The following is a 20,985-nucleotide window of genomic DNA, read 5'->3' on the forward strand; positions in this document are numbered from 1 at the left end:
TGAAGAAAAAAATAAACAATCCAAAGCTGATACCATAAGCAATAGAAAATTTCCAGCGACCTATTTTGCAGGTTTCTTGCCAATTGGTATAGGGATTATTTTTAGTCAAATTCATTAGTTAAAAATACGAAAGAATACTTAAAATAAAAACCATTGGTCCTTAGCAAAATCTTCTTTGTATTTGAGGTCATCGAAATAATAGTATTGTGCTGGTTTATGGGAAACGCCAGTTTCCTTTTCGTTCATTGGGACTAAAAACTTATTTCTTAGCATCCGTTTCCTGAAATTTCTTTTATCCAATTCTTGACCAACAATAGCTTCATAAAGGGTCTGCAATTGCCTTAAAGTAAACTTCTGAGGTAGCAGGGAAAATGCAATAATGGGCTCCCTTTTGATTTTCTCCCTTAACATAGCCCAACCTGTATTGGCGATTTCATTATGGTCAAAACCTAGTTTTTGCGGTTTTTCAATCGGATGCCAAAGCACCTCTTCAGCAAATGAAGAAGGTCTGTAATCGAAATCGTCAGTTTTAACTAATGAGTTATAACCAACAGTTATAACCCTCGCTTCGGGATGTTCCCTGATCGAATTAATCCATTCCACATCAACCGGATCTGAGAGTCTATCTGGAGATCCAAAAGTCTTAAATTGCTCTAAATATAAATTTTCCATTCCAGTGAGTTCAAAAAGGACTCTATTTGCAGCTACATCTAAATCTTCCCCTCTTTGGACTAAATCTCCTGGTAATGCATAAACATTTTCCCTTTCTTGCTTTCGCTTTATTAATAAAATATTGATCTTTTCATCATCAAAGCCAAAAACGACACAGTCGACCGATATATGCGGATTGTAATGGAATTCTGACATGTTTCTATTCAATTAGTATTGCAAAGATAGTAAAATAGTATTGGGTAAGTGTACTCATTACACTATCTTTGGCGGGGCGAATAATTTTTTAGATGAATAAGATGAATCGAATTGGTGTTTTTACTTCAGGTGGGGATGCCCCCGGCATGAATGCAGCTATTAGAGCTGTGGTGAGAGCAGGTATATATTACAATAAGGAGATTGTTGGGATATATCGGGGATATGAGGGCATGATTGAGGGTGATTTTGAAGAGATGGATGTGCGATCAGTAGCTAATATCTTGCAGAGAGGTGGCACAATGCTGAAATCTGCACGTTCCAAAGAATTCAGAACTCCTGAAGGTAGGAAAAAAGCGTACGATCAGCTTAAGAAACACAATATTGATGGATTGATAGGTATTGGTGGTGATGGTTCATTTACAGGAATGCATCATCTATATTTAGAGCATGGCCTTCCTTATATTTGTATCCCGGGTACGATTGATAATGATATTCCAGGAACAGACTATACAATAGGATATGATACAGCAACTAATACGGCAGTAGAGGCTATCGATAAAATAAGGGATACAGCATTGTCTCATAATCGTTTGTTTTTTATTGAGGTGATGGGTAGAGATTCAGGATATATTGCGATCAGCAGTGGGATTGCTGGTGGTGCTGTTTCCATTATAATTCCAGAAGAAGAAACATCAATTGACGAATTGGTGGAGAAATTGAATAAAGGGGGTAAGAAAAAGAAGACTTCTAGTTTAGTAATTGTGGCTGAGGGTGGAAAATCTGGTTCCGCAATGGAAATTGCAGAAAAGGTGAAAGAAAAATCTTCCTATTTTGACACAAAAGTTACTATATTAGGTCATCTGCAAAGAGGGGGGACTCCTACTTATTTTGACAGAGTATTGGCTAGTAAAATGGGTGTTGCGGCAATAGAAGGTTTGGACCAGGGAAAAACTGATGCTATGGTTGGCATTAGGCATCACGATATTATATTCAATAAATTTGATGATATTATGAATCAGCCAAAAGATATTCATAAAGATGATTTAAGAATTGCTAAAATTTTATCAATATAAGCTATGATTTTAATAGGCACAAGTGGTTCCACAAAATGTGATTGGCAGTTGGTTGATGCTCAAGATTCTTTGGTGCGGAAAAGTACCAAGGGTATAAATCCATTTTTTATGGATGATGTAGCCATTAGTGATATTGTAAAATCTCTTGGGCCTGATATACTTGATCATAGTTCCGAAATTGAAGTTGTTTATTATTTTGGTGCAGGATGTTCAAGTAAGCATTTCGCAGCCATGGTGGAAAGAGGACTTTCTATGATTTTCAATAAATCGCACCTCTATGTGAAGGAAGATATTGTAGCAGCTGCATTTGCCACCTTTAATGGCGAACCATCCATAACTGCCCTTATGGGTACAGGCTCTAATTCCTGTCATTTTGATGGGGATATAGTTCGCCAGGAAGTTAGCGGAATGGACTTCATCTTGGGTGACGAAGGTAGTAGAAGCCACTTTGGACAGCTCTTATTAAGTAAATTTTTGAAGAAGCAACTGCCTGCTGAAATATCTCGGGATTTGGAACGTGAGTTTCAATTAACAAAAGAGGATATTCTTTTAAATGTTTACATAAAACCATATGCAAACGTTTACCTTAGCACCTTTAGTCAATTCATAAAGGAAAGGATCGATAATCCATATCTACACAATCTGGTAAAGGAAAGTATTTCAGATTTTGTGAAAACATATATATGTAGCATTAAAAATTATGAAAATCTCCCCATTCATTTTGTTGGCTCTGTCCCTTATTTCTTTGAAGAAATTGTGAATGAGGTGGTAGAGGAGTATAAGTTAAAAAAGGGGATCTTTGTAGAGGAACCTATTGATTTATTGGTAAGTTATTTAATTAAAAAGCATTATAGAAAATAGTATTGCAGCCAAGTGAAAAGTTGCAGAGCAGTTCATAAATATTATTGATATGAAAGTTAGCATTGGGATCGATATAGGAGGTACGGGAACAAAATTTGGTATTGTAACTTTGGATGGGAAAGTTTTATATCAAGGAGCAATTCCAACTCAAACAGAAGCTGTTTTTACAGATTATATTCATGTTTTGTCAAATGAAATTCGAAAAGGTTTGGATCATGACAAACATGAGTTGATTGGAATTGGAGTTGGTGCTCCAAATGCTAATTACCACAAAGGAACAGTGGAACATGCTCCCAATTTACGATGGAAAGGGATTTTACCCCTTGCTAAAACCTTGGAAGATGAGTTTTCGGTGCCAGTTGTTGTAACGAATGATGCCAATGCAGCAGCAGTAGGGGAAATGATTTTTGGAGGTGCTAAAGGAATGAAAGATTTCATTGTCATAACCTTAGGTACTGGCCTGGGTGCTGGGATTGTTTGTAATGGACAATTAGTGAATGGAGCAAATGGATTTGCAGGAGAGTTAGGGCATACTACTGTTACTTATGGAAATGGAAGGTTTTGCGGATGTGGTAAAAGAGGATGTTTGGAAACATATGTTTCTGCAACAGGAATCAAAAGAACCATTTATAAATTGCTGGCTGATTATACCGAGGATAGTGCCTTAAGATCTGTTAGTTTTGACGAATTAAGTCCTGAAATGATTACTAAATATGCATTAAAAGGCGATATTATAGCCAAGCAAGCATTTGAATATACGGGAAGGATTTTAGGGACCAAATTAGCTGATACAGTAATTCATACAGACCCCGAGGCGATATTTATATTTGGAGGACTATCTCAAGCAGGGGATTTAATTTTTAATCCAGTTAAGGAGCACTTAGAGTTAAACTTAATGCCAGTTTTTAAAGGTAAGGTAAGAGTAATCTCTTCTCAGTTGCAGAATCAATCTGCCCCTATAATTGGTGCGAGTAGCTTGATTGTTGACAAACTGAAGAAAGATGAGATAGCACTAATTGAGAATAAGTAGAGATCTCTAATTGTTATTCCAATTTGCTTAAGCAATAGTTGGCGAGAGTAAAGGTCTCTTTATATTTTTGGATGTTACCTTCCTTAACATTAAAATCCAATGTATTTCGATCAATGATTTTGGGGATAATTTTTTCGTAAATTAATTCTTCAGGAAGCTCATGAACAGGTATTTCAGTTCTTGATTGCTTATCATTTTTAAATGCCTTTTCAAATTCCAATGAATTCAGCCAAAGCACACAATCCGAGACCACATTAGAATGGTTTGATTTTAGGTATGCTTTGAAATGATTCTGATTTTTCTTTCCATTTAAATTAGGTGTAAAAGGTTTGTATTTTTCTTCAAAGGCAATCCGTTTTCCTAGATTGATGTTATTTTCCTTCATTAAGTTTTCAAACATATTAAACAGGCCTTGCTGCTTTAAGTCAATTAAAATAGAATTGAAAACCTTAATTTTTTGCCAATCTTCCTTTAATGCATTGCTTAATTGTTCGAATGCTAATAGAACCCTTAATCTTCTGCATATTTCTAACTTAATTTCATAAAACATTCCATCCAATTCTTTCTGAAATGCTTCCTCTTTGCCTTTAAGATGCTTGTTGTGATTAAGAATGTCAATAATGGTTTGGAATTTTACTTTTCCATAAAATTCACTCTGATTAATTTCTGCGTTTTTAAATTGATTTAAAAAGGCAATAATTTCGTCAGTTGTAGTTCTTAGTTTAAAATGTAAATCGAAAACTAAAACTGCTCCCTCTTTCTGTGAAATCATATAAATAAAATTTCTTACTTTTTAAAAAGCGTAAGGGCTGGTTGAAGTTCGTGCGTTGTAAAATGGCTGATAAATCTACCTATAAAAACAGTACGTTAAAAGTAGGTCTATGTTTTTTGTTGAAAAATTTACTGCTTGAGTAAAGAAACTTCAATTTTAAAGAAATTTTAAGCTATTTTTGCGGCAGATGAATATAAGTTCCAACAAGCTTCTTTTAGCAATAGATCAATTGAGTGAAATAGGATACTATGTTTGGGATGATTTCGTCTCGCTAGAAGATGTAAAGAATCTCGTTTCGATTGCTAACGAAGGTCGTCTCTCCGGTGATTTTAAAAAAGCAGGAATTGGTAAACAAGCCCTTTTTCAGTTAGACAAAAGCATAAGAGGTGATTTTATACAATGGATAGACAGAGGTAGCAAGCATGAGATTGTCAAAAAGTTTTTAGACCAAATTGAATTACTGAAAGATAAATTAAATGAAACCTGCTATCTAGGAATTAAAGACTTTGAAACCCATTTTGCTATTTATCCTGAAAATACCTTTTATAAGAAACACGTAGATAGATTTCAACAAAACGCTCATCGGGTAATTTCTTTTGTTCTTTATCTAAACGAAAATTGGGAAGATGGTCATGGAGGCGAATTGGCACTTTATCCAAGTGGGACAATTGAGAAAGTGCAGCCGTTTGCTGGACGATTACTTCTATTTAGAAGCGAACTGGAACATGAGGTATTAATGTCCTATAAAACTCGCTATAGCATAACTGGCTGGATGCTAGACAAAAACATGGACCTAACATTTTTACCTTAATTCAGTTTATTAGTATAGTATTAAATACAGTATTTAAGGTTTGAATTTTAAACAAAGCGGCCTTAAATTGTAAATGTTCATAAACCAAAATTTTACAATATGTCTTTATCTTCAACCCCATATAGAAAGCATTATCATCTGTTCGATGAGCAAAATGTAGATCATATGTATTTTGATATTTCTCCTGCAGGGGAAATAGATGCCAACAAATATTCTTTATATAATTTCACAGGTGATCCCAAACTCGAATATGCCGAATGGGATAGTCGAATGGATATGATGAATAGTTGGTTTTCGGATATGAAAAAAAGTAACCGATTTTTATATGAAAGAGAATCAATTGATGGCTCAAAGGTAGTTTCCAAAGTAATTGATCCGGAATCGAAGGAGATCAGAGAGATGCTCAATTTTGCTTCCAATGACTATTTGAATCTTACTCAAGACAAGAGAATATTGAAGAAGGTGAATGAAGTTATTGATCAATATGGAGGAGGTGCTGGTGGAGCTCCGTTATTGAGTGGGACAATGGGCATCATAAGAGAGTTGCAGGAGAAAATATCTTCAATGAAGGCTATGGAAGCCTCAATAGTCTATACTTCTGGTTACGCGGCCAATATTGGGACCATTTCAGGGCTATTAGGCCATAAGGATATCGCTATTTATGACATGTTTTCTCATGCCAGCCTGATTGATGGAAGTAAAGGCTCTAATAAGAAGTTCTTCGCACATAATGACCCCGAATCGCTGGAGAAAGTATTGAAAAGTGTCCAAAATAAGTTTATTAATAAACTAGTTGTGGTTGATGGTGTGTATTCCATGGATGGTGACATATGTAATTTACCAGCAATTTTGGACATTGCGCATTATTATGGGGCATGGGTTTTGGTGGATGAAGCGCACGCAACCGGAGTGATTGGTAAAAATGGAAAAGGGACTGTTGATTATTTTGGTCTAGAGGGAAAGGTAGATATTATTACCGGTACCTTAAGTAAATCTGTCGGTGCTGTAGGAGGGTTTGTTTCCGCCTCCCAGAAATTAATCAATTATTTAAAGTATAGTAGTAGGTCATACATGTTTTCCACCTCCCCATATTTGCCTGGAGTTGCAGCGGCTTTGGAAGGTTTAAAGCTAATTGAAAATAATGAGGCAGGTCAGGAAAGACTCTGGGAGAATATTCAGTACGTTAAAGAAAGATTGTTGAAAGCAGGGTTTAATATTGGGAATGCTGAAACTGCGATTTTTCCTATTATCATAGGGGATGACAACAAGGTCAAAGAAATGACATATAGATTGCATTTGAGAAATATTTTTGTAAATCCAGTGCCGTATCCAGCAGTTCCGAGGAAGCTAACTAGAGTGCGAATGACAGTTACCGCTGGCTTTACAACCGAGCAGTTAGACTATACCTTAAAGCAAATTGAAGAGATTGGTAAGGATTTGGAGATTATTTAATGGGTGATTATCGCTGTCTAAAATAAGTTTCCGGTTTTTAATATAGATTTCAGTAACCTGTGGAGTTTCCTTCACAGGTTTTTTTATGGCTTGGGTTTCCGTGATTCCATTCTTAAAAATTTTGTGGTCAATCAGTCTTTTTTTTTGTACGATTGTTCGTTTCTGAAATTAAAAAGTGTTCAAAATCGTACATGGAATATGTTGAAATTTCTTAAAATCACCTTCTACACCTAGAATAAGCCACCTATACAATATGGCACATTCCGTGCATCAAGAGCTAGCATAAACGCATCTAATAACTAAAGGACAAGAAAATGCAAACGCTCAAGAACATGAAAACTTTTTTATCTTTAATAACGCTAACTCTTTTGTTAAGCAGTTTTGCACAAGCGCAAACTGGCTTGATCAAAGGTGTCTTGATTGACACCCAAAATGCCTCGCTTCCTTATAGCAATGTAGCGATTTACCAAGCTACTGATTCAAGTTTAGTAACGGGCAGTATAACCAATGAAAATGGTCTTTTTAGTATCAATGTGGAGTATGGTGAATATTATTTAAAAATATCCGCTGTTGGTTTTGAAACCTACATTTCTAAAAGCATAGTTGTGAATGCTACTAATTCAACTGTTGATGTTTCGACTATTAGACTGCAGGAAGATGTGCAAGTGATGGATGCTGTAGAAGTGAAAGCTATGCGTCCACAAGTAGTTGTAGAAGCAGATAAAATGATTGTCTCAGTAGAAGGAACTGCAATGGCAGCAGGTGCTACGGCATATGAGGTTTTGGAAAAGTCCCCAGGCGTATTCGTGGATCAAGACGGAAATATTCAGCTGAATGGCAAATCTGGAGTTCAAGTAATGATTGATGGTCGAAGATCCTATTTATCTGCTACAGACTTACAGAATATGTTACAGGGCATGTCTGCAGATAATATCAAAACTATTGAAATCATTAATAATCCATCTGCCAAATATGATGCAGAGGGAAATGCTGGAATAATCAATATCACTCTGAAGAAAAATAGTATTCAAGGAATCAATGGAAGTATAAATGCAAGCTATCGTTATAATGAAATGCAAAATTATAACTCTGGAATACAATTGAACCATAAAAAAGGGAAGTGGAATTCATTTGTCAATGCGGATTTATCTCAAAGAGGAAGAATCAGAGATGCTGGGTTTTACAGAGAAATCACACAGACTGACGGTACTCTGACCATTTTTGATCAAACAGGTAAAGAGTATGTAAACAGAGTGATTCCATCGATTAGAGTAGGAACAGATTATGACATAAATGATATGCAGTCTGTTGGAGTAATGGTTAATGTTTATGGACAAGATGTCTACCATGACTTTAATATCGATACTGATTTAGAGCAAGGTGCTAACGATTTCATGATTAATTCTGATAATCAAATTGATTACCAGTTTTTAAATACACAGGCTAATTTGCATTATGTTCACAAATTGGATACTAACGGCACGAAAATCACCACGGATTTAAACTATGTTAGACTGTTTAATGATGGAGGATCTACTTTTACTAACAGCTATTTCCAAGAAAATAATAGTGAGCCATTTGCCGTAGAGCGACTAGAAAATGAGAACCCATTTGCATATGATATTTATTCAGCACAAGTGGATTTTGAAGGAAAATTACTTGATGAAATTAAGGTGGAAGCGGGACTAAAAGCAAGCCATGTGGTTTCGGATAATTTACTTAATTTTTATGAAATTGAGGATAATCAGAAAACACTCGATCGAAATCGGTCCAATCATTTTATTTATACAGAACAAATTTTTGCTGGCTATAGTAGTTTTGCGGGAGCGATTGGTGAAAAAGTATCATATAAAGTAGGTTTAAGAGGGGAGCAAACGGTTTCCTCTGGAGAATCTCTGACCCTAAATACAGTAAATGAGAGAAATTATTTTAATCTTTTCCCTAGCTTTTTCTTGCAGCATAATATATCAGATCAATATCAAGTGAACTATAACTACAGCCGTAGAATTGATAGACCCAACTACCATAATCTAAACCCATTTGTGATGTATTTGGACCCATACACCTGGGCTCAGGGAAATCCTTATTTGAGGCCACAGTTTACTCATTCTATGTCCGTAACACAAACCATTTTAGGTCAATATAATTTAGTATTGAACTATGGTTTAACAAGTGATTTCATAGCAGAGGTCCCTACACAAAATCCTGAAGACGGGACAACTGTGTTTATCCAAGAAAATATTGACGATCAAGTTAACTACAGTGCTACAGCGGTAATTCCCTTTCAACCATTCAAATGGTGGTCAATCAATAGCAATATATCCGTTTTTCACCAGGAATTCACTACCTATTTAAATGGAAACCAAGTGGAGAACAATGCTACCTCAGCTTTCGCTAGAATGGGCAACACTTTCATACTACCAAATGATTTCAAATTGGAGCTTAATGGTGACTATAGATCTAATACAGTTTGGGGACTATATGCAATTGGCGAACAATGGGGCATTGATTTTGCAGTTAAGAAAAGCTTCATGGATAAGAAGTTTGATGCATCCATAAATATTACAGATATCTTCAGAACCAGAAGATTTGAAGGGAGTTCAAATTTTAATGGTAACATTAATGAAATTAGTCAATATTTTGGACAACAAAGTATAGGATTTACGTTACGATATATGTTTAGCAAAGGTGAAGAATTTAAAGCCCGTCAAAGAAATAGTAATCTAGAAGAATTGAACAGGGCAGGAGGATAATACACAGTTTAGGTTAACATTAAAACTGTGGAACGGTAGTCTGTTAGGACTGCCGTTTTTTGTTTCAAAACAGAACTATTTACTTTTTCGTAAAATCAATCGGCACAATATATGTCAGTTAATTTCTTTAAGTAGATAAAGGATAAAATAAATAGAAAATGAATAAATATTTGAAAACAACAATAAGTGCGTTTCTAGGAGGAATTGTAGGAGCCCTTCTTATTCTGCAACTAACTGATAAAAATCAAGATTCCCAAATAAATGAAAATTCATTTAAGACTCCGATTAGCCAGGTATCGAATCAGAATTATACAGCAGATAATGCGAATTCCACTGCCACAATACCCGATTTAGATTTCGTGGAGGCGTCCAAAAATAGCCGTGAAAGTGTAGTGTACATTAAAACGGTTTCAGAAGCCTATGGCAGGAGTTCTTGGTTAGACTTATGGCTTGGTGGAGGCGGAAGTATGCAGCAAGTAGGCTCTGGTTCTGGAGTTATTTTCAAATCGGATGGTTACATCATTACTAATAATCACGTGATTGAAGGAGCAGACGAAATAGAAGTAGTCAGAAAGAAGAAAACCTATAAAGCGAGCTTAGTCGGACGAGACCCATCAACCGATCTGGCTGTTTTGAAAATTGATGACAATAATCTTCCAGCTATCTCCATCGGATCCTCAAGAGATTTAAAAGTAGGGTCATGGGTTTTGGCTGTTGGTAATCCTTTTAATTTGACCTCTACTGTAACAGCTGGCATTGTAAGTGCAAAAGGTAGGGAACTTAATATTTTGAAAAGCAATTTTCCAATTGAGTCTTTTATTCAAACGGATGCCGCTATCAACCCAGGTAATAGCGGTGGAGCTTTGGTAAACCCTCAGGGAGAATTGGTAGGAATTAATACGGCCATACTGTCACGAACCGGCTCTTATGCTGGTTACGGATTTGCTGTCCCCATTGATATTGCCAGAAAAATAGCTACCGATATTATAGAATATGGTATGGTACAAAAGGCTTTTCTAGGAGCAGAAGTTTCAAGTCTTACAACCGAAATAGCTGAAAAGTTGGAAACTGAAGATTTAGATGGAGTTGTAGTAAGCTACATTCAAGAAAAAGGTGCAGCTAATAAAGCGAACCTGCAGAAAGGAGATATCATCAGAGAATTAAATGGCGAAGATATTACTACACATTCAGAGTTTGAGGAAAAGCTGAGCATGTTGTCTCCGGGTGATAAACTCTATTTGACCATTGATAGAAGTGGGAAAAAAATTCAAAAGGAATTAATTCTGACTAACAGTGAAAATACTACAGAATTACTGAAACGAGACGTTTACTTCTCTAAATCATTAGGTGCTGAATTTGAAAGTGTCCCCCTTGTTGAAAGAAATTTACTGGATATCACTGGTGGAGTACGAGTGGTAGATGTAAAAAATGGGTTTTTTAAGAGGTTAAATATTGACGAAGGCTTTATTATCACGAACATCAATGGAACTGAGGTGAATAGTCCTAAAGAACTATCGGATATCTTAGAATCTGTAAAGGGAAAAGTAGTGGTTCGTGGAGTCAATAAGAAGGGCGTCAAGGGCTATTATTCCTATTATTTCTAGGGAAACATAATATCACAAAAGGCATTAGTAAAAAAGCTGATGCCTTTTGTGATATAAATTCAATTCTGAACACCGCTTTCATGTATTCTTAATTCCTCTCCTTTATCCTGGGGAATGAATTCTTCAGTACTGAAAATAGCTCTTTCATCAATTAAAATATCCAGATCGGGCTGTCCGGCATTTACCCAAGCAGTAAACCAGAAATCTCCCACCATTTTAATAGAGTTCTTCATTCTTCGTTCTACTTGATGATTTAGCAAATCGTGATAAGCTTTAGAGAAATCTCTTGAGTAGACTTTTACGTTCACATTTCCCCTTAGCTCTGAACTATATTTTCGGTCATCAGCCATTTTTTCGGTTAATTTTTTTTCGAAACCAAATACTGAATCTAATGCTAAATGAGCATCTTTAACAGCATTCCAGATGGCAAATTGAGTATTGTTCACATATTCAGCTTTTCCGATAAAGAAATCGTATTCATTCGAGTAGAGTTCAGGTAAACGAGACTCCCAAAAACCATGAATCCCGTATTGCCCTGTTAATTGACCGTTGTAGTTTTTCGTGGTATGCAATGGGACATTTGCATCTGCGATGTAATGACCTAAATCAGCTGAGTATCGAAGAATATCCTCGGCATTATTATTCTTAAAGGCTTCTGTTAGTTGGTAGGTGACAAAATGTACATGCCAGGGTACGATACCATAGGCCTGTAAAGTATCTTCTGTGAATTTTTCCACTGCATCATTCCAGTAACGAGGCATTTTATATACAGCACTATCACCATAAACATCCAAATCTATATAATGTCTAGGGGCCTCATAATCCACCGCATAGCGTCTTCTGTCTGGATTCACCGCATTTTCTGTGATATACTGAATATGGTGCTTGTAAAAAGTAATCATCTCAGGTGGAAGCGTGAAAACTGCTAATCTGTTGATTTTTTGGTGTGCAAAGAAGCCCCAGTTTGCTTTTCTGATATTTTGAAAAGAAAGTGTTGGAGAGAAAAATATTAAAATGAATACTATCAAGTAAAAACGTTTCATCTCAGGATTTTGGCTGTTTCAGAATCTAAAGTAAAAATTGTATTCGAAAAAACATCGAGTAGAATTCAATAAATGGTTTATTATTTAGGAAGAAAGCCTATTTTTGTACAATTTTGAAAAATAAAAACAGCCATTTCGGAAGAGTTTATTGCTATTCGCAAAAATAAATGCTGATAAAAACGAATTGGCTTTGTTTAGTAAAACAAATTCTTTTAAATTTGCAGTCCTTAAAAAGAAAGCAAGAATTTCATTAGATATAAATCAATATGGCAAATCACAAGTCAGCATTAAAAAGAATTCGCTCAAGTGCGGCAAGACGTTTGAGAAACAGATATCAGGCTAAAACCACTAGAACTTATATCCGTAAGTTGAGAGCTACAGAAGACAAAGCGCAAGCTGAAGACTTATTGAAAACTGTAACTTCAATGTTGGATAGATTGGCAAAGAAGAATATTATCCACAAGAAAAAAGCGGATAATAACAAATCTAAATTAGCCAAGCACGTAGCTAAATTAGCTTAAGAATTTTTAAGATATTAGTCTTGAGCCTCAACTCTATCAGTTGAGGCTTTTTTAGTTTGTACTAATTTCATAAATTTTGGGTTCTAAAAGTTCAACCTTAACAGCACCCAAATGGAAAATGAACAGTACGCTGCAGTCTCTAGTATTAAAAGTTGGGCCGAAGCAGACCGACCAAGGGAAAAATTAATAACCCATGGTCGAGCAGTCCTTTCCGATGCTGAGTTAATTGCTATTTTGATAGGCTCAGGAACACAATCTTTGTCAGCCATTGATGTTGGTAAGAATATCCTGGCAGACGTCAACAATGATCTAAATCATTTGGCTAAATTCTCGGTGAAAGAACTTATGAAGTTTAGAGGAATTGGTGAAGCGAAGGCAATTTCAATTATCGCGGCTTTAGAATTAGGTAGAAGGAGAAAAGAATCAGCTGTTCAGGAAAAGCCGAAAATTGTTTCCTCTGAAAATGCTTATGATTTGCTTAAATCAGTAATGCTAGATTTGAATCATGAAGAATTTTGGGTCATAATGATGAACAGGGCAAACCGCGTTATTCGAATGAAGAGGGTTAGTAGCGGTGGCATTTCTGGAACTGTAGCAGATGTTAAAATCATTTTTAAAGAAGCTATTGACCAGATGGCTTCAGCGCTTATATTAGCGCATAACCATCCTTCTGGAAATCGAAACCCAAGCGAGCAAGATATACGTTTGACAAAGAAAATGAAGGAAAGCGGTCTTTTGCTGGATATTCCGGTTTTAGATCATATTATTTTTGCAGAAGATAAGTACTACAGCTTTGCTGATGAGGCAATGCTTTAAAATAGATTAACTATTATGGATAATAATCCCGAATTAAACGGAAAATATTTAGGTACAATCACGGAAGATTTTGTGGCCATTTCTGAAACGTTAAAAGAGGCTTCCTATGCCGTTCGAAAGCAAGGTTTTTCGGAATTCCCTATTTTTCCTATTTGTAAAACTGAGCAACCGATCGGGCAAGTATTGATCGGTGCAGGAGAATTAAATCTAACCTGGAATTATTTCATCACTTATTTGGATGAGTTTATTCAGAGGAAAATCGTTGATGAAGATAAAGTGGAGGAATTTAAAAGAGCTTATAAAAATCCGGATGAATTCTGCTGTCTCTTCGTAGTTGATACAGATATGACCAGCTTTGTTTATGTGCCTTATCCTGAAGATTGATTATCTCTTTTTTCTTGAATAAGTTCCAAAGCAGTTCTGCTTAAGCTGTCGTTCATTTTTCTAATGACTTTATCCATTTCGGCTGCTGTGCCTTTTAATTTCTCAATTAGAAGAGATTGGTTTTCATATTTTTCGAATAGTAAAGTGAAACTCATCATGCTGGTTAGAGGGCCTCGCAGCTCATGTGAAGTTTGAAAGGCATATTCAGTAAAATCATCCAGCAACTTTTGTTGATTAAGTTCTAGTTTTTTCTTTTCAGTAATGTCATAACTGATTGACATGAATTTGTAGATTTGCCCTTCATGATTTTTAATTGGGCTGATTACAATATCTACCCAGTAATACTCATCTGATTTGCTTTTATTTTTAACATCTGCCCTCCATATTTCTCCCGCCTTAATTTTTTTCCACATATCATTCCAAAACTTGGAATCGTGTTCTCCCGATTCCAAAATTTCCATAGACTGTCCAATTAATTCGTCCTTGGTGTAATTGCTTACCCTACAAAACTCACTGTTTAAGTCTTGAAAGTTTCCATCAATGCCTGTTACAGATACTAAGGCAGCTTTATCCAACGCTTTCTCAAAATTTGCACGCTCCATTTCCGCTAAAACTTTTTTATTGATGTTAATGGAATTCACAATTCGACATTCTTTTCCTCTATAGACGGTTTTATGTGAGAAGATATTTACATAAAAAAGCTGACCATTTTTATCTTGATGAATCCATTCCCCACTATCTTTAAAGTCATCGGTCAAATTTTGTAGATGCGCTTTCAGTTTTTCCTTTTCTGAGTCAGGTCTTAAATCATGAAGATTTAATTGAGACAATTCCTGTATCGTATATGCATATTGGTCACTTGCAGCCTTGTTAGCTAACATGATATTTTTGGTATGGATATCAAAAATATACATTGGATTAGGGTTATCATGGAATAGACGCTTAAAGTCGTTTATAACAAATAAAATGAGCTTAGTTTTTCTTTTTATTAAGTAGTACAAGAGAAAGGTTGTTAGAGCAACATAGAAGAAACCTTTCCATTGGCTTAAGCTGTTAAGCGTATTTGTGCTAAACTGGAACTTATCACTCAAAAAAAATAGTAATTCATCACTAAGACCAATCCATATTATTCCCGCAAATAGATAAATTAGAGGTATAGTCCAATCTTTTTCTTCAAGTGTCATGAATAGTCGGGGAATGTCTTAATAATTTGATTTATCATTTATTTGTTAAGGTAAAAAAAATCTATTTATTTTAATATATATGACAAAGTTTATTTGGGATGGTACTTGAAAATTTGAGGTCAGTAAATTTCCGTTTTTAGAAGTCCGTTTGATATCTATGTTTTATCTTTGTGACAAATTAAATTTACTATGGCAAAACAAGCAAAAAACCCAAAAGATACTTATACTATAATGACCGAATTGGTATTGCCCAATGATACCAATCCGCTCAATAATCTTATGGGTGGACGTTTGATGCATTGGATGGATATTGTTTCAGCTATTGCAGCTCAAAAGCACTGCAACAGAATAGTAGTCACAGCTTCGGTTGATAATATTTCTTTTCAACATCCAATAGCCCTGGGAGATGTAGTGACTTTAGAAGCTAAAGTAACTAGAGCGTTTAGTTCTTCCGTGGAGGTTCATATAGTGGTTAAAGGGGAGAATATCCCTTCGGGAAAAAAATATCCTTCCAACTCAGCTTTTTTTACATTTGTTGCTGTGGATCAATCTGGAAGACCGATTGACGTTCCTGAATTAGTTCCTGAAACAGATGAGGAACAAGAACTTTTTGATGGGGCTCTGCGAAGAAGGCAATTACGATTAGTTTTAGGTAAGAGAATGAAGCCAGAAGAAGCTACAGAATTGAAGTCTATTTTTAAACTAAATGAGTAATGGATATTGATCAAGATTACTTAACGCAACTATTTGATGGTGACCAAATTTATGTTTTTCAGGAGGAAAGCGATACGGTTGAATATAAGGTGCAGAAGGATACTATAGACAAACAGTTGGTCAAAGAGCCGCAGAATGTGGTACAGTCAAAATCAAATGAAGCTGAAACTCAGAAGGACCAAAAAGAGGTTGTGATTTTAGTAAAGGATAATTTAGGGCGTCAAGAAAAGGAAACACTCAATAAATTATTGCGAGCCATTAATATAGAAGAAGGTCAATATGAAATTATTCATGAGCACCCTGAACAATTAAAATTAGTCCAACACCTGAAGCTATTTCTCTCATTTCACAATCAATATGTGCAGTCTTCAGAATACAGCATTCTAAAAATAAATAAAGGCAGTGCTATCTACGCACATGACCTTGTAGACCTTAATCAAGACACCTCCAAAAAGCTTATGCTGTGGAATTTGCTCAAGACCATCGTTTAATCCGACTTTGCCAGATCTATGGGTTTGTCAGTAGAGAAGCACAACATAAGGTTGTTTTTAATAAATCTGTATAATAAGTCCTAATTGAATGGCTTACTATTTCTAAGCCGAAAGCTCCATAAGTATAATTTCTTTCCCTGTTTCGACAGTGATTGAAGATTACAATTCAAAACAAAATTATAGTAGCATCCCCAAAATAATTTATTTGTAATTTGGTTTATAAAATAAACTAGATTATATTTGTTTTGTGAACAAAATATTGAAGTATGAAAAGACTATTGACTTTAACAGTTTTGATTTGTTTTTCAGTTGTGATTGCTGAAAAAGCTAAAGCGCAAGGTGGTTTCGGAGGTGTGCATGCCAATTCTGAATTTACTTCTCACGGAAACTTATTAATGATTGGTGGCGGTGGAGCTTGGGTGATTAATCCTAACTTTTACCTGGGTGGTGCCGGATACGGAAGTGCAAACAGTGTGGCTACGCCAAATGGAGAATTCAATTCCTTAGGCTATGGTGGGCTAATGCTAGGATATTTTTCAGAGTTGAAAGAATCAGTTCGATTTGGAGGAGATGTTTTGGCAGGTTCTGGAGGTTATTCACTAGATGATATTTCTGAAAGTTTTTATTTTCTAGAGCCTAATATCAAAGTTTGGTACTCTATTAATCATACCATGCATCTATCGGCTGGAGTGTATTATCGAATTGCCTATTTGAATGCAGACGCAAATTTAAATCAACAAGACCTTAATAATTTCGGAATAAAGTTGAGTTTAAATTTTGGGAGTTTATAAAATTATAAGGAAACATGGAACAAGAAAAATTAAAAGTAGAGGAAAGTTTGAGCATCATCTCAGAGATGATTAGTACCACTAAGTACAATATCAGTCAAGATAAGGTAATCTATTTGATGTGGGGCTATGCAGTGGCAATTTCATCGATGTTGCATTATTTACTGCAATATCAGTTTGGTATTGAAATGGCTTGGCTAGTATGGCTTTCGATGCCAATCGCAGGCATTTACAACGGCATTTACTTTAGCAGGAAGAAGAGAAGAACTCGAGCGTTTAGTTTTACAGATAGAGCTTTAGCATCCATTTGGAGAGCTTTCATTGCAGCGCTCTTTGTGTTTCTATTTGCATCACCCGCTTTAGGTTGGAATGGGATATATCCAATTTTAATGGTTTTATATGGAATAGGAACTGCCAGCACAGGAGGTGTCATAAAGTATAAAGCACTAACAGTGGGTGGATATTTAAGCATGCTGGTAGGTTTTTTCGCATTTTATGCTGGATTTGAAACGCAACTTTTCCTGCTATCCTTATCAGTAATTGTTAGCTTTGTTATCCCAGGGCATCTGTTGCCGAAAAAGTTAAATGTATAAGTATGTTTGAGCCATTAGATCCATTATTGCATTCTCAATTACGTTTGGCTGTTATGAGCCTTTTGATGAACGTTGAGGAAGCGGATTTTAACTTTATAAAGGAGAAAACAAGTGCCACCTCTGGAAATTTAAGTGTACAGGTTAATAAATTGAAGGATGCAGGTTATATAAAAGTGGATAAAACATTTAAGGACAATTATCCACACACAAGTTGTAAGATTACAGAACAAGGGGTTGATGCATTTGAAACGTATTTGAACGCTCTGCGATCATATATTAAGCCAACAGATTGATCTTGAAAAGGATTTGAAGACTTTAATTAGTCTTTTTTTATCAAAATATAGTTTATAAAATAAAGTAGTTTATTATGAGAAATTTAAGTGGAATTTTAGGAATTGTTTTAGTGATGATTGTGAATGCACACATTACCAAAGCACAGGAAGTCGATAGTTTAATGTATAAAGCCTATCTAATGAATAGTGAGAGTTTATGGGAGGCTGCTCTTGATCAGTACAATGAGGAATGGTCTATAGAGAAAGGCATTGCTTATTACGGAATTCTGAATAATACTATGGTCACCAAAAATGAAAAGAAGTTTGATCAGTTTGTAGATCCAGCATTAGATTATCTAGAGGCCTTAGAAGAAAAGGGTATTTATAGGGCAGAGGCCATGGCGCTGCGCTCGTCAATTTATGGATTTATTATGGCCTACTCCCCTTGGAAAGGCATGTACTATGGTCCAAAAAGTTCAGGAGCTATTGAAAGTGCATTGAAGGCCAATGCTGATTCACCTATTGTTCATATGATTTCGGGATCTTCATTATTTTATACACCTGAAACCTTTGGTGGAGATAAGGAAGCCGCAATCGTATCATTTAAGAAGGCAGTGGAGCTGTTCGAAAAGCATAATTACAAAGGATGGCTGTATATTAATACACTTGCAAATTTAGGACAAGCTTACCAAGAGGTCGGCCAGCATAGCAAGGCTATTGCCACATATCAGAAGGCTTTGGCTGTAGAACCTGAGTTCAGATGGGTTTCTTCCCAGCTTTTACCTAAGGCTCAAGCGAGCAAATAGGTAAGGAACTATTCTATTTGTATTATTTAAAGCTTATCCGTAATGAAGAATTTGCTGTATTCAATTTGCTTATTTTTTTTCTTTTCAAGTGCTTCTGCACAAATTAGAATATCAGGTAAGATAGAAGCAGATGGTGAGTCACTTCCTGGAGCACATATTTGGAAAAAGACTAATTACACCATCAATGATGTAGCAGATATTAATGGTTTTTTCAATCTGATAGGCCTCGAGGACGGGGATACTATAGTCTGTAGCTTTATTGGATATAAGGAAAAGTGGTTCGTTGTGAAAAAATCAGATGATAGCCTACTGATCAATATGGAGCAGTATTCTCAACAATTGCAAAGTGTTGAGGTAAGAGCCAGTGTATTAGGAGCGGAAAATTTCGCTTTTGAAAAACTTAATCCTATTGATATATATATAAATCCAAATTCTAAAGCGGACGCTTTAGTAGCTATAAACACACAAATGTCGTCAACCATCAAAGACGAAAATGCAGCAGTTGCTTTTAGAGGTGCATCTCCGCAGCAAACTGGGTATTTTTTGAATGGTGTTCCTGTAAAGAATCCTGTGAAATATGCACAACTAACGAATACCGGGACCCTAAGTATTTTCAATACTGATTTTCTAAAAAGTGCTACCGTTTTTCCTGGAAACCCACCTGTGGAGTACGGACAAGCGACTTCAGGTACTGTAGTTTTGGAACTAGCTGATCGCTTTCCTGAATATTGGCAACATACAGCTAGTCTTTCAATGGCCAACCTTGGGTACTCTAGTCGAGGAGCAATTGGTGAGCAATCTTTTTTAGGTGTTTTTTGCAACTACCAATTTGATGAAGTTCTGAAAGGAGTGAATTCAGTGAATTTTAAAGACATTAATAGTTTTAACGCTGTAGAGGGAGGTGCTCTTTTCACTACTCATCAACCTTGGGGATCGATCAAAATATACCAGTATGCAATAATTGATAACTATAATTTTAATTTCAAACATCCTAGCTATCAGGATGGATTTTTACAATACGCTGAGAGGAGCTTAACCACTGTTCAATGGGTGCAGGATTTTGGTTCCTGGCAAAGCTCTTTGATAGCAGGAAATTCTATGAGCAAAAATGAATTCCAGTTTGGGAATATGGATTACCTTGTAAAAAATTCTGACCCTTACACGTCTGTAAACCTAACCTATTCTAAAAAAGGTGATGTGTTGAAAACGGGCTATGCCTATTGGCGGCAGAATAGTGTATTTAGTGGAGATGTGCCCACTTTTGCTTATGCACTAGCACCAATTCATCCTATACTTACAATCAGTTCGAACAAACAACTCGAAAGTCATGAGTATTACTTTTATGGAAGAAAAAAATGGGGGGATCATGCTTTTGGCAGTGGAATGCGAACTGCCTATATACCTAATAGTAGTGAGCAATTATGGAGCTATCAGTTTAACTACTTATGGGATATTAATAAACGGTTGAATTTGATAGGAGCTCATGGGAAGTATTATCAATCGAGAATAGATACGAATCCGCAAATATTAGAACAAGTTCAGTCCAGTATAGACTTAGATTTTAGCGATAAGCACTGGGCTATTCATCAAAGCTTTTTTCGAATTCATGGAGATAGTGCAGTTTCGGGGAGTGAGAGTCGATTGAGCTTTTTTGTAAAAAAGAAGTTTCAGTTGGATCAATCCGCCTCATTTTATCATCTAGATAGCTCTTGGGATTGGTTTGCTCGCACGTTTTTGAAATATAATCCATTTCCTCAATGGACCTTTAATGCCTCATTTCAGATCTTTAAAGGAAACACCTACCGATTAGTAAACAGTGCTGATTATTTTTCAGACCTTGAAGTATATGTACCACAAACGAGAACATCACCAATTTTCTTTGATCCGTATATGAATTTTACACTGGGAGTGAGCAGGTTATTCCAATTCTCTCAAAAATTTAACGGTCTTTTTTTTATTAATGTCGCTAACGTATTTGACTTCAAAAATGAAAATTCGATAAGCTATAATTATGATTACAGCAATTATCAGTCTAACTACTTAACCAGAAGGAGTATTTATGCGGGGATAATATTCAATTTTGTGAATGATTAAACTGGAAGAATACGTGAGAAGTCAGCAAATAAAAAGATCAAAAATATTCATTTTAT

Annotated in this window: 21 protein-coding genes; 17 read left to right on the forward strand and 4 right to left on the reverse strand. The window is 35.7% G+C overall.

Going from position 1 to position 20,985, the window contains the following annotated elements; translation table 11 throughout:
* Positions 1–138: 138 nt before the first annotated feature.
* Complete coding sequence (locus Q3Y49_RS08505) at positions 139–867, reverse strand: NUDIX hydrolase (RefSeq protein ID WP_303271884.1); 729 nt, start codon at positions 865–867, stop codon at positions 139–141.
* 101 nt (positions 868–968) lie between these two features.
* Between Q3Y49_RS08505 and pfkA the strand changes: the two genes are divergently transcribed.
* From pfkA to Q3Y49_RS08520, 3 genes are read left to right on the forward strand one after another with little or no spacing between them, the layout of a single operon-like run.
* The gene (gene pfkA / locus Q3Y49_RS08510) at positions 969–1,940 is read left to right on the forward strand and encodes a 6-phosphofructokinase (protein ID WP_303272096.1); all 972 of its coding nucleotides are present in this window, start codon (positions 969–971) and stop codon (positions 1,938–1,940) included.
* Between the two features lie 3 nt (positions 1,941–1,943).
* A complete protein-coding gene (locus Q3Y49_RS08515; protein ID WP_303271885.1) occupies positions 1,944–2,801 on the forward strand; it encodes a hypothetical protein in 858 nt (285 codons plus the stop codon).
* 49 nt (positions 2,802–2,850) lie between these two features.
* A complete protein-coding gene (locus Q3Y49_RS08520; RefSeq protein ID WP_303271886.1) occupies positions 2,851–3,831 on the forward strand; it encodes an ROK family protein in 981 nt (326 codons plus the stop codon).
* A gap of 13 nt (positions 3,832–3,844) precedes the next feature.
* Here Q3Y49_RS08520 and Q3Y49_RS08525 read toward each other — a convergent pair whose 3' ends face one another.
* Positions 3,845–4,603, reverse strand: coding sequence for a hypothetical protein (locus Q3Y49_RS08525; protein ID WP_303271887.1), 759 nt, complete (start codon positions 4,601–4,603; stop codon positions 3,845–3,847).
* A gap of 187 nt (positions 4,604–4,790) precedes the next feature.
* Here Q3Y49_RS08525 and Q3Y49_RS08530 point away from each other — a divergent pair, with 187 nt between their 5' ends.
* The 4 genes from Q3Y49_RS08530 to Q3Y49_RS08545 all read left to right on the forward strand — a co-directional run bounded on the left by Q3Y49_RS08530 (position 4,791) and on the right by Q3Y49_RS08545 (position 11,223).
* Entirely contained in the window at positions 4,791–5,414 is a 624-nt protein-coding gene (locus Q3Y49_RS08530; RefSeq protein ID WP_303271888.1) for a 2OG-Fe(II) oxygenase, read from the forward strand.
* Positions 5,415–5,513: 99 nt separating this feature from the next.
* On the forward strand, positions 5,514–6,866 hold the full coding sequence (locus tag Q3Y49_RS08535; RefSeq protein WP_303271889.1) for an aminotransferase class I/II-fold pyridoxal phosphate-dependent enzyme: 1,353 nt from the start codon (positions 5,514–5,516) through the stop codon (positions 6,864–6,866).
* A gap of 332 nt (positions 6,867–7,198) precedes the next feature.
* A complete protein-coding gene (locus Q3Y49_RS08540; protein ID WP_303271890.1) occupies positions 7,199–9,619 on the forward strand; it encodes a TonB-dependent receptor in 2,421 nt (806 codons plus the stop codon).
* Positions 9,620–9,777: 158 nt separating this feature from the next.
* Positions 9,778–11,223, forward strand: coding sequence for a S1C family serine protease (locus Q3Y49_RS08545; RefSeq protein ID WP_303271891.1), 1,446 nt, complete (start codon positions 9,778–9,780; stop codon positions 11,221–11,223).
* Between the two features lie 59 nt (positions 11,224–11,282).
* On the opposite strand, the gene Q3Y49_RS08550 is transcribed toward Q3Y49_RS08545, so the two are convergent.
* Positions 11,283–12,266 (reverse strand): zinc dependent phospholipase C family protein, encoded by a 984-nt coding sequence (locus Q3Y49_RS08550; protein WP_303271892.1) that lies wholly within the window; start codon positions 12,264–12,266, stop codon positions 11,283–11,285.
* A gap of 266 nt (positions 12,267–12,532) precedes the next feature.
* Here Q3Y49_RS08550 and rpsT point away from each other — a divergent pair, with 266 nt between their 5' ends.
* From rpsT to Q3Y49_RS08565, 3 genes are all read left to right on the forward strand, one after another.
* Positions 12,533–12,787, forward strand: a complete 255-nt coding sequence (rpsT, locus tag Q3Y49_RS08555) for a 30S ribosomal protein S20 (protein WP_303271893.1) — start codon at positions 12,533–12,535, stop codon at positions 12,785–12,787.
* 111 nt (positions 12,788–12,898) lie between these two features.
* Complete coding sequence (gene radC, locus Q3Y49_RS08560) at positions 12,899–13,603, forward strand: RadC family protein (protein ID WP_303271894.1); 705 nt, start codon at positions 12,899–12,901, stop codon at positions 13,601–13,603.
* A gap of 15 nt (positions 13,604–13,618) precedes the next feature.
* Complete coding sequence (locus Q3Y49_RS08565) at positions 13,619–13,987, forward strand: hypothetical protein (RefSeq protein ID WP_303271895.1); 369 nt, start codon at positions 13,619–13,621, stop codon at positions 13,985–13,987.
* Here the strand turns inward: Q3Y49_RS08565 and Q3Y49_RS08570 are convergent.
* Entirely contained in the window at positions 13,972–15,171 is a 1,200-nt protein-coding gene (locus Q3Y49_RS08570) for a PAS domain S-box protein (RefSeq protein ID WP_303271896.1), read from the reverse strand. The two genes, Q3Y49_RS08565 and Q3Y49_RS08570, sit on opposite strands and share 16 nt — an antisense overlap.
* 189 nt (positions 15,172–15,360) lie before the next feature.
* Between Q3Y49_RS08570 and Q3Y49_RS08575 the strand changes: the two genes are divergently transcribed.
* The 7 genes from Q3Y49_RS08575 to Q3Y49_RS08605 all read left to right on the forward strand — a co-directional run bounded on the left by Q3Y49_RS08575 (position 15,361) and on the right by Q3Y49_RS08605 (position 20,929).
* Positions 15,361–15,885: an acyl-CoA thioesterase gene (locus Q3Y49_RS08575; protein WP_303271897.1), complete on the forward strand. Its 525-nt coding sequence runs from the start codon at positions 15,361–15,363 to the stop codon at positions 15,883–15,885.
* A complete protein-coding gene (locus tag Q3Y49_RS08580) occupies positions 15,885–16,376 on the forward strand; it encodes a hypothetical protein (protein WP_303271898.1) in 492 nt (163 codons plus the stop codon). The genes Q3Y49_RS08575 and Q3Y49_RS08580 overlap by 1 nt, the downstream gene beginning before the upstream one ends.
* A gap of 266 nt (positions 16,377–16,642) precedes the next feature.
* On the forward strand, positions 16,643–17,167 hold the full coding sequence (locus tag Q3Y49_RS08585; protein WP_303271899.1) for a hypothetical protein: 525 nt from the start codon (positions 16,643–16,645) through the stop codon (positions 17,165–17,167).
* A 14-nt stretch (positions 17,168–17,181) separates the two neighbouring features.
* Positions 17,182–17,757, forward strand: a complete 576-nt coding sequence (locus Q3Y49_RS08590) for a hypothetical protein (RefSeq protein WP_303271900.1) — start codon at positions 17,182–17,184, stop codon at positions 17,755–17,757.
* A gap of 2 nt (positions 17,758–17,759) precedes the next feature.
* Positions 17,760–18,050 carry a winged helix-turn-helix domain-containing protein gene (locus Q3Y49_RS08595; RefSeq protein ID WP_303271901.1) on the forward strand — a complete coding sequence of 97 codons (291 nt, stop codon included), beginning with the start codon at positions 17,760–17,762 and terminating at the stop codon, positions 18,048–18,050.
* 74 nt (positions 18,051–18,124) lie between these two features.
* Positions 18,125–18,835 carry a tetratricopeptide repeat protein gene (locus tag Q3Y49_RS08600; protein ID WP_303271902.1) on the forward strand — a complete coding sequence of 237 codons (711 nt, stop codon included), beginning with the start codon at positions 18,125–18,127 and terminating at the stop codon, positions 18,833–18,835.
* A 42-nt stretch (positions 18,836–18,877) separates the two neighbouring features.
* Complete coding sequence (locus tag Q3Y49_RS08605) at positions 18,878–20,929, forward strand: carboxypeptidase-like regulatory domain-containing protein (RefSeq protein WP_303271903.1); 2,052 nt, start codon at positions 18,878–18,880, stop codon at positions 20,927–20,929.
* The last annotated feature ends 56 nt before the right edge of the window (positions 20,930–20,985 follow it).

Origin of the sequence: Marivirga harenae, assembly GCF_030534335.1 — a bacterium.
In the GTDB taxonomy this organism is placed as follows: Bacteria; Bacteroidota; Bacteroidia; order Cytophagales; family Cyclobacteriaceae; genus Marivirga; species Marivirga harenae.

What these genes read in the sequence shown, in the direction of transcription:
- Q3Y49_RS08575 (WP_303271897.1), top strand. Translation starts at nt 15,361, where the DNA reads ATGGCAAAACAAGCAAAAAACCCAAAAGATACTTATACTATAATGACC.
- Q3Y49_RS08545 (WP_303271891.1), top strand. Translation starts at nt 9,778, where the DNA reads ATGAATAAATATTTGAAAACAACAATAAGTGCGTTTCTAGGAGGAATT.
- Q3Y49_RS08585 (WP_303271899.1), top strand. Translation starts at nt 16,643, where the DNA reads ATGAAAAGACTATTGACTTTAACAGTTTTGATTTGTTTTTCAGTTGTG.
- rpsT (WP_303271893.1), top strand. Translation starts at nt 12,533, where the DNA reads ATGGCAAATCACAAGTCAGCATTAAAAAGAATTCGCTCAAGTGCGGCA.
- pfkA (WP_303272096.1), top strand. Translation starts at nt 969, where the DNA reads ATGAATCGAATTGGTGTTTTTACTTCAGGTGGGGATGCCCCCGGCATG.
- Q3Y49_RS08525 (WP_303271887.1), bottom strand. Translation starts at nt 4,603, where the DNA reads ATGATTTCACAGAAAGAGGGAGCAGTTTTAGTTTTCGATTTACATTTT.
- Q3Y49_RS08570 (WP_303271896.1), bottom strand. Translation starts at nt 15,171, where the DNA reads ATGACACTTGAAGAAAAAGATTGGACTATACCTCTAATTTATCTATTT.
- Q3Y49_RS08530 (WP_303271888.1), top strand. Translation starts at nt 4,791, where the DNA reads ATGAATATAAGTTCCAACAAGCTTCTTTTAGCAATAGATCAATTGAGT.
- Q3Y49_RS08505 (WP_303271884.1), bottom strand. Translation starts at nt 867, where the DNA reads ATGTCAGAATTCCATTACAATCCGCATATATCGGTCGACTGTGTCGTT.
- Q3Y49_RS08535 (WP_303271889.1), top strand. Translation starts at nt 5,514, where the DNA reads ATGTCTTTATCTTCAACCCCATATAGAAAGCATTATCATCTGTTCGAT.
- Q3Y49_RS08520 (WP_303271886.1), top strand. Translation starts at nt 2,851, where the DNA reads ATGAAAGTTAGCATTGGGATCGATATAGGAGGTACGGGAACAAAATTT.
- Q3Y49_RS08565 (WP_303271895.1), top strand. Translation starts at nt 13,619, where the DNA reads ATGGATAATAATCCCGAATTAAACGGAAAATATTTAGGTACAATCACG.
- radC (WP_303271894.1), top strand. Translation starts at nt 12,899, where the DNA reads ATGGAAAATGAACAGTACGCTGCAGTCTCTAGTATTAAAAGTTGGGCC.
- Q3Y49_RS08600 (WP_303271902.1), top strand. Translation starts at nt 18,125, where the DNA reads ATGAGAAATTTAAGTGGAATTTTAGGAATTGTTTTAGTGATGATTGTG.
- Q3Y49_RS08590 (WP_303271900.1), top strand. Translation starts at nt 17,182, where the DNA reads ATGGAACAAGAAAAATTAAAAGTAGAGGAAAGTTTGAGCATCATCTCA.
- Q3Y49_RS08515 (WP_303271885.1), top strand. Translation starts at nt 1,944, where the DNA reads ATGATTTTAATAGGCACAAGTGGTTCCACAAAATGTGATTGGCAGTTG.
- Q3Y49_RS08605 (WP_303271903.1), top strand. Translation starts at nt 18,878, where the DNA reads ATGAAGAATTTGCTGTATTCAATTTGCTTATTTTTTTTCTTTTCAAGT.
- Q3Y49_RS08595 (WP_303271901.1), top strand. Translation starts at nt 17,760, where the DNA reads ATGTTTGAGCCATTAGATCCATTATTGCATTCTCAATTACGTTTGGCT.
- Q3Y49_RS08540 (WP_303271890.1), top strand. Translation starts at nt 7,199, where the DNA reads ATGAAAACTTTTTTATCTTTAATAACGCTAACTCTTTTGTTAAGCAGT.
- Q3Y49_RS08580 (WP_303271898.1), top strand. Translation starts at nt 15,885, where the DNA reads ATGGATATTGATCAAGATTACTTAACGCAACTATTTGATGGTGACCAA.
- Q3Y49_RS08550 (WP_303271892.1), bottom strand. Translation starts at nt 12,266, where the DNA reads ATGAAACGTTTTTACTTGATAGTATTCATTTTAATATTTTTCTCTCCA.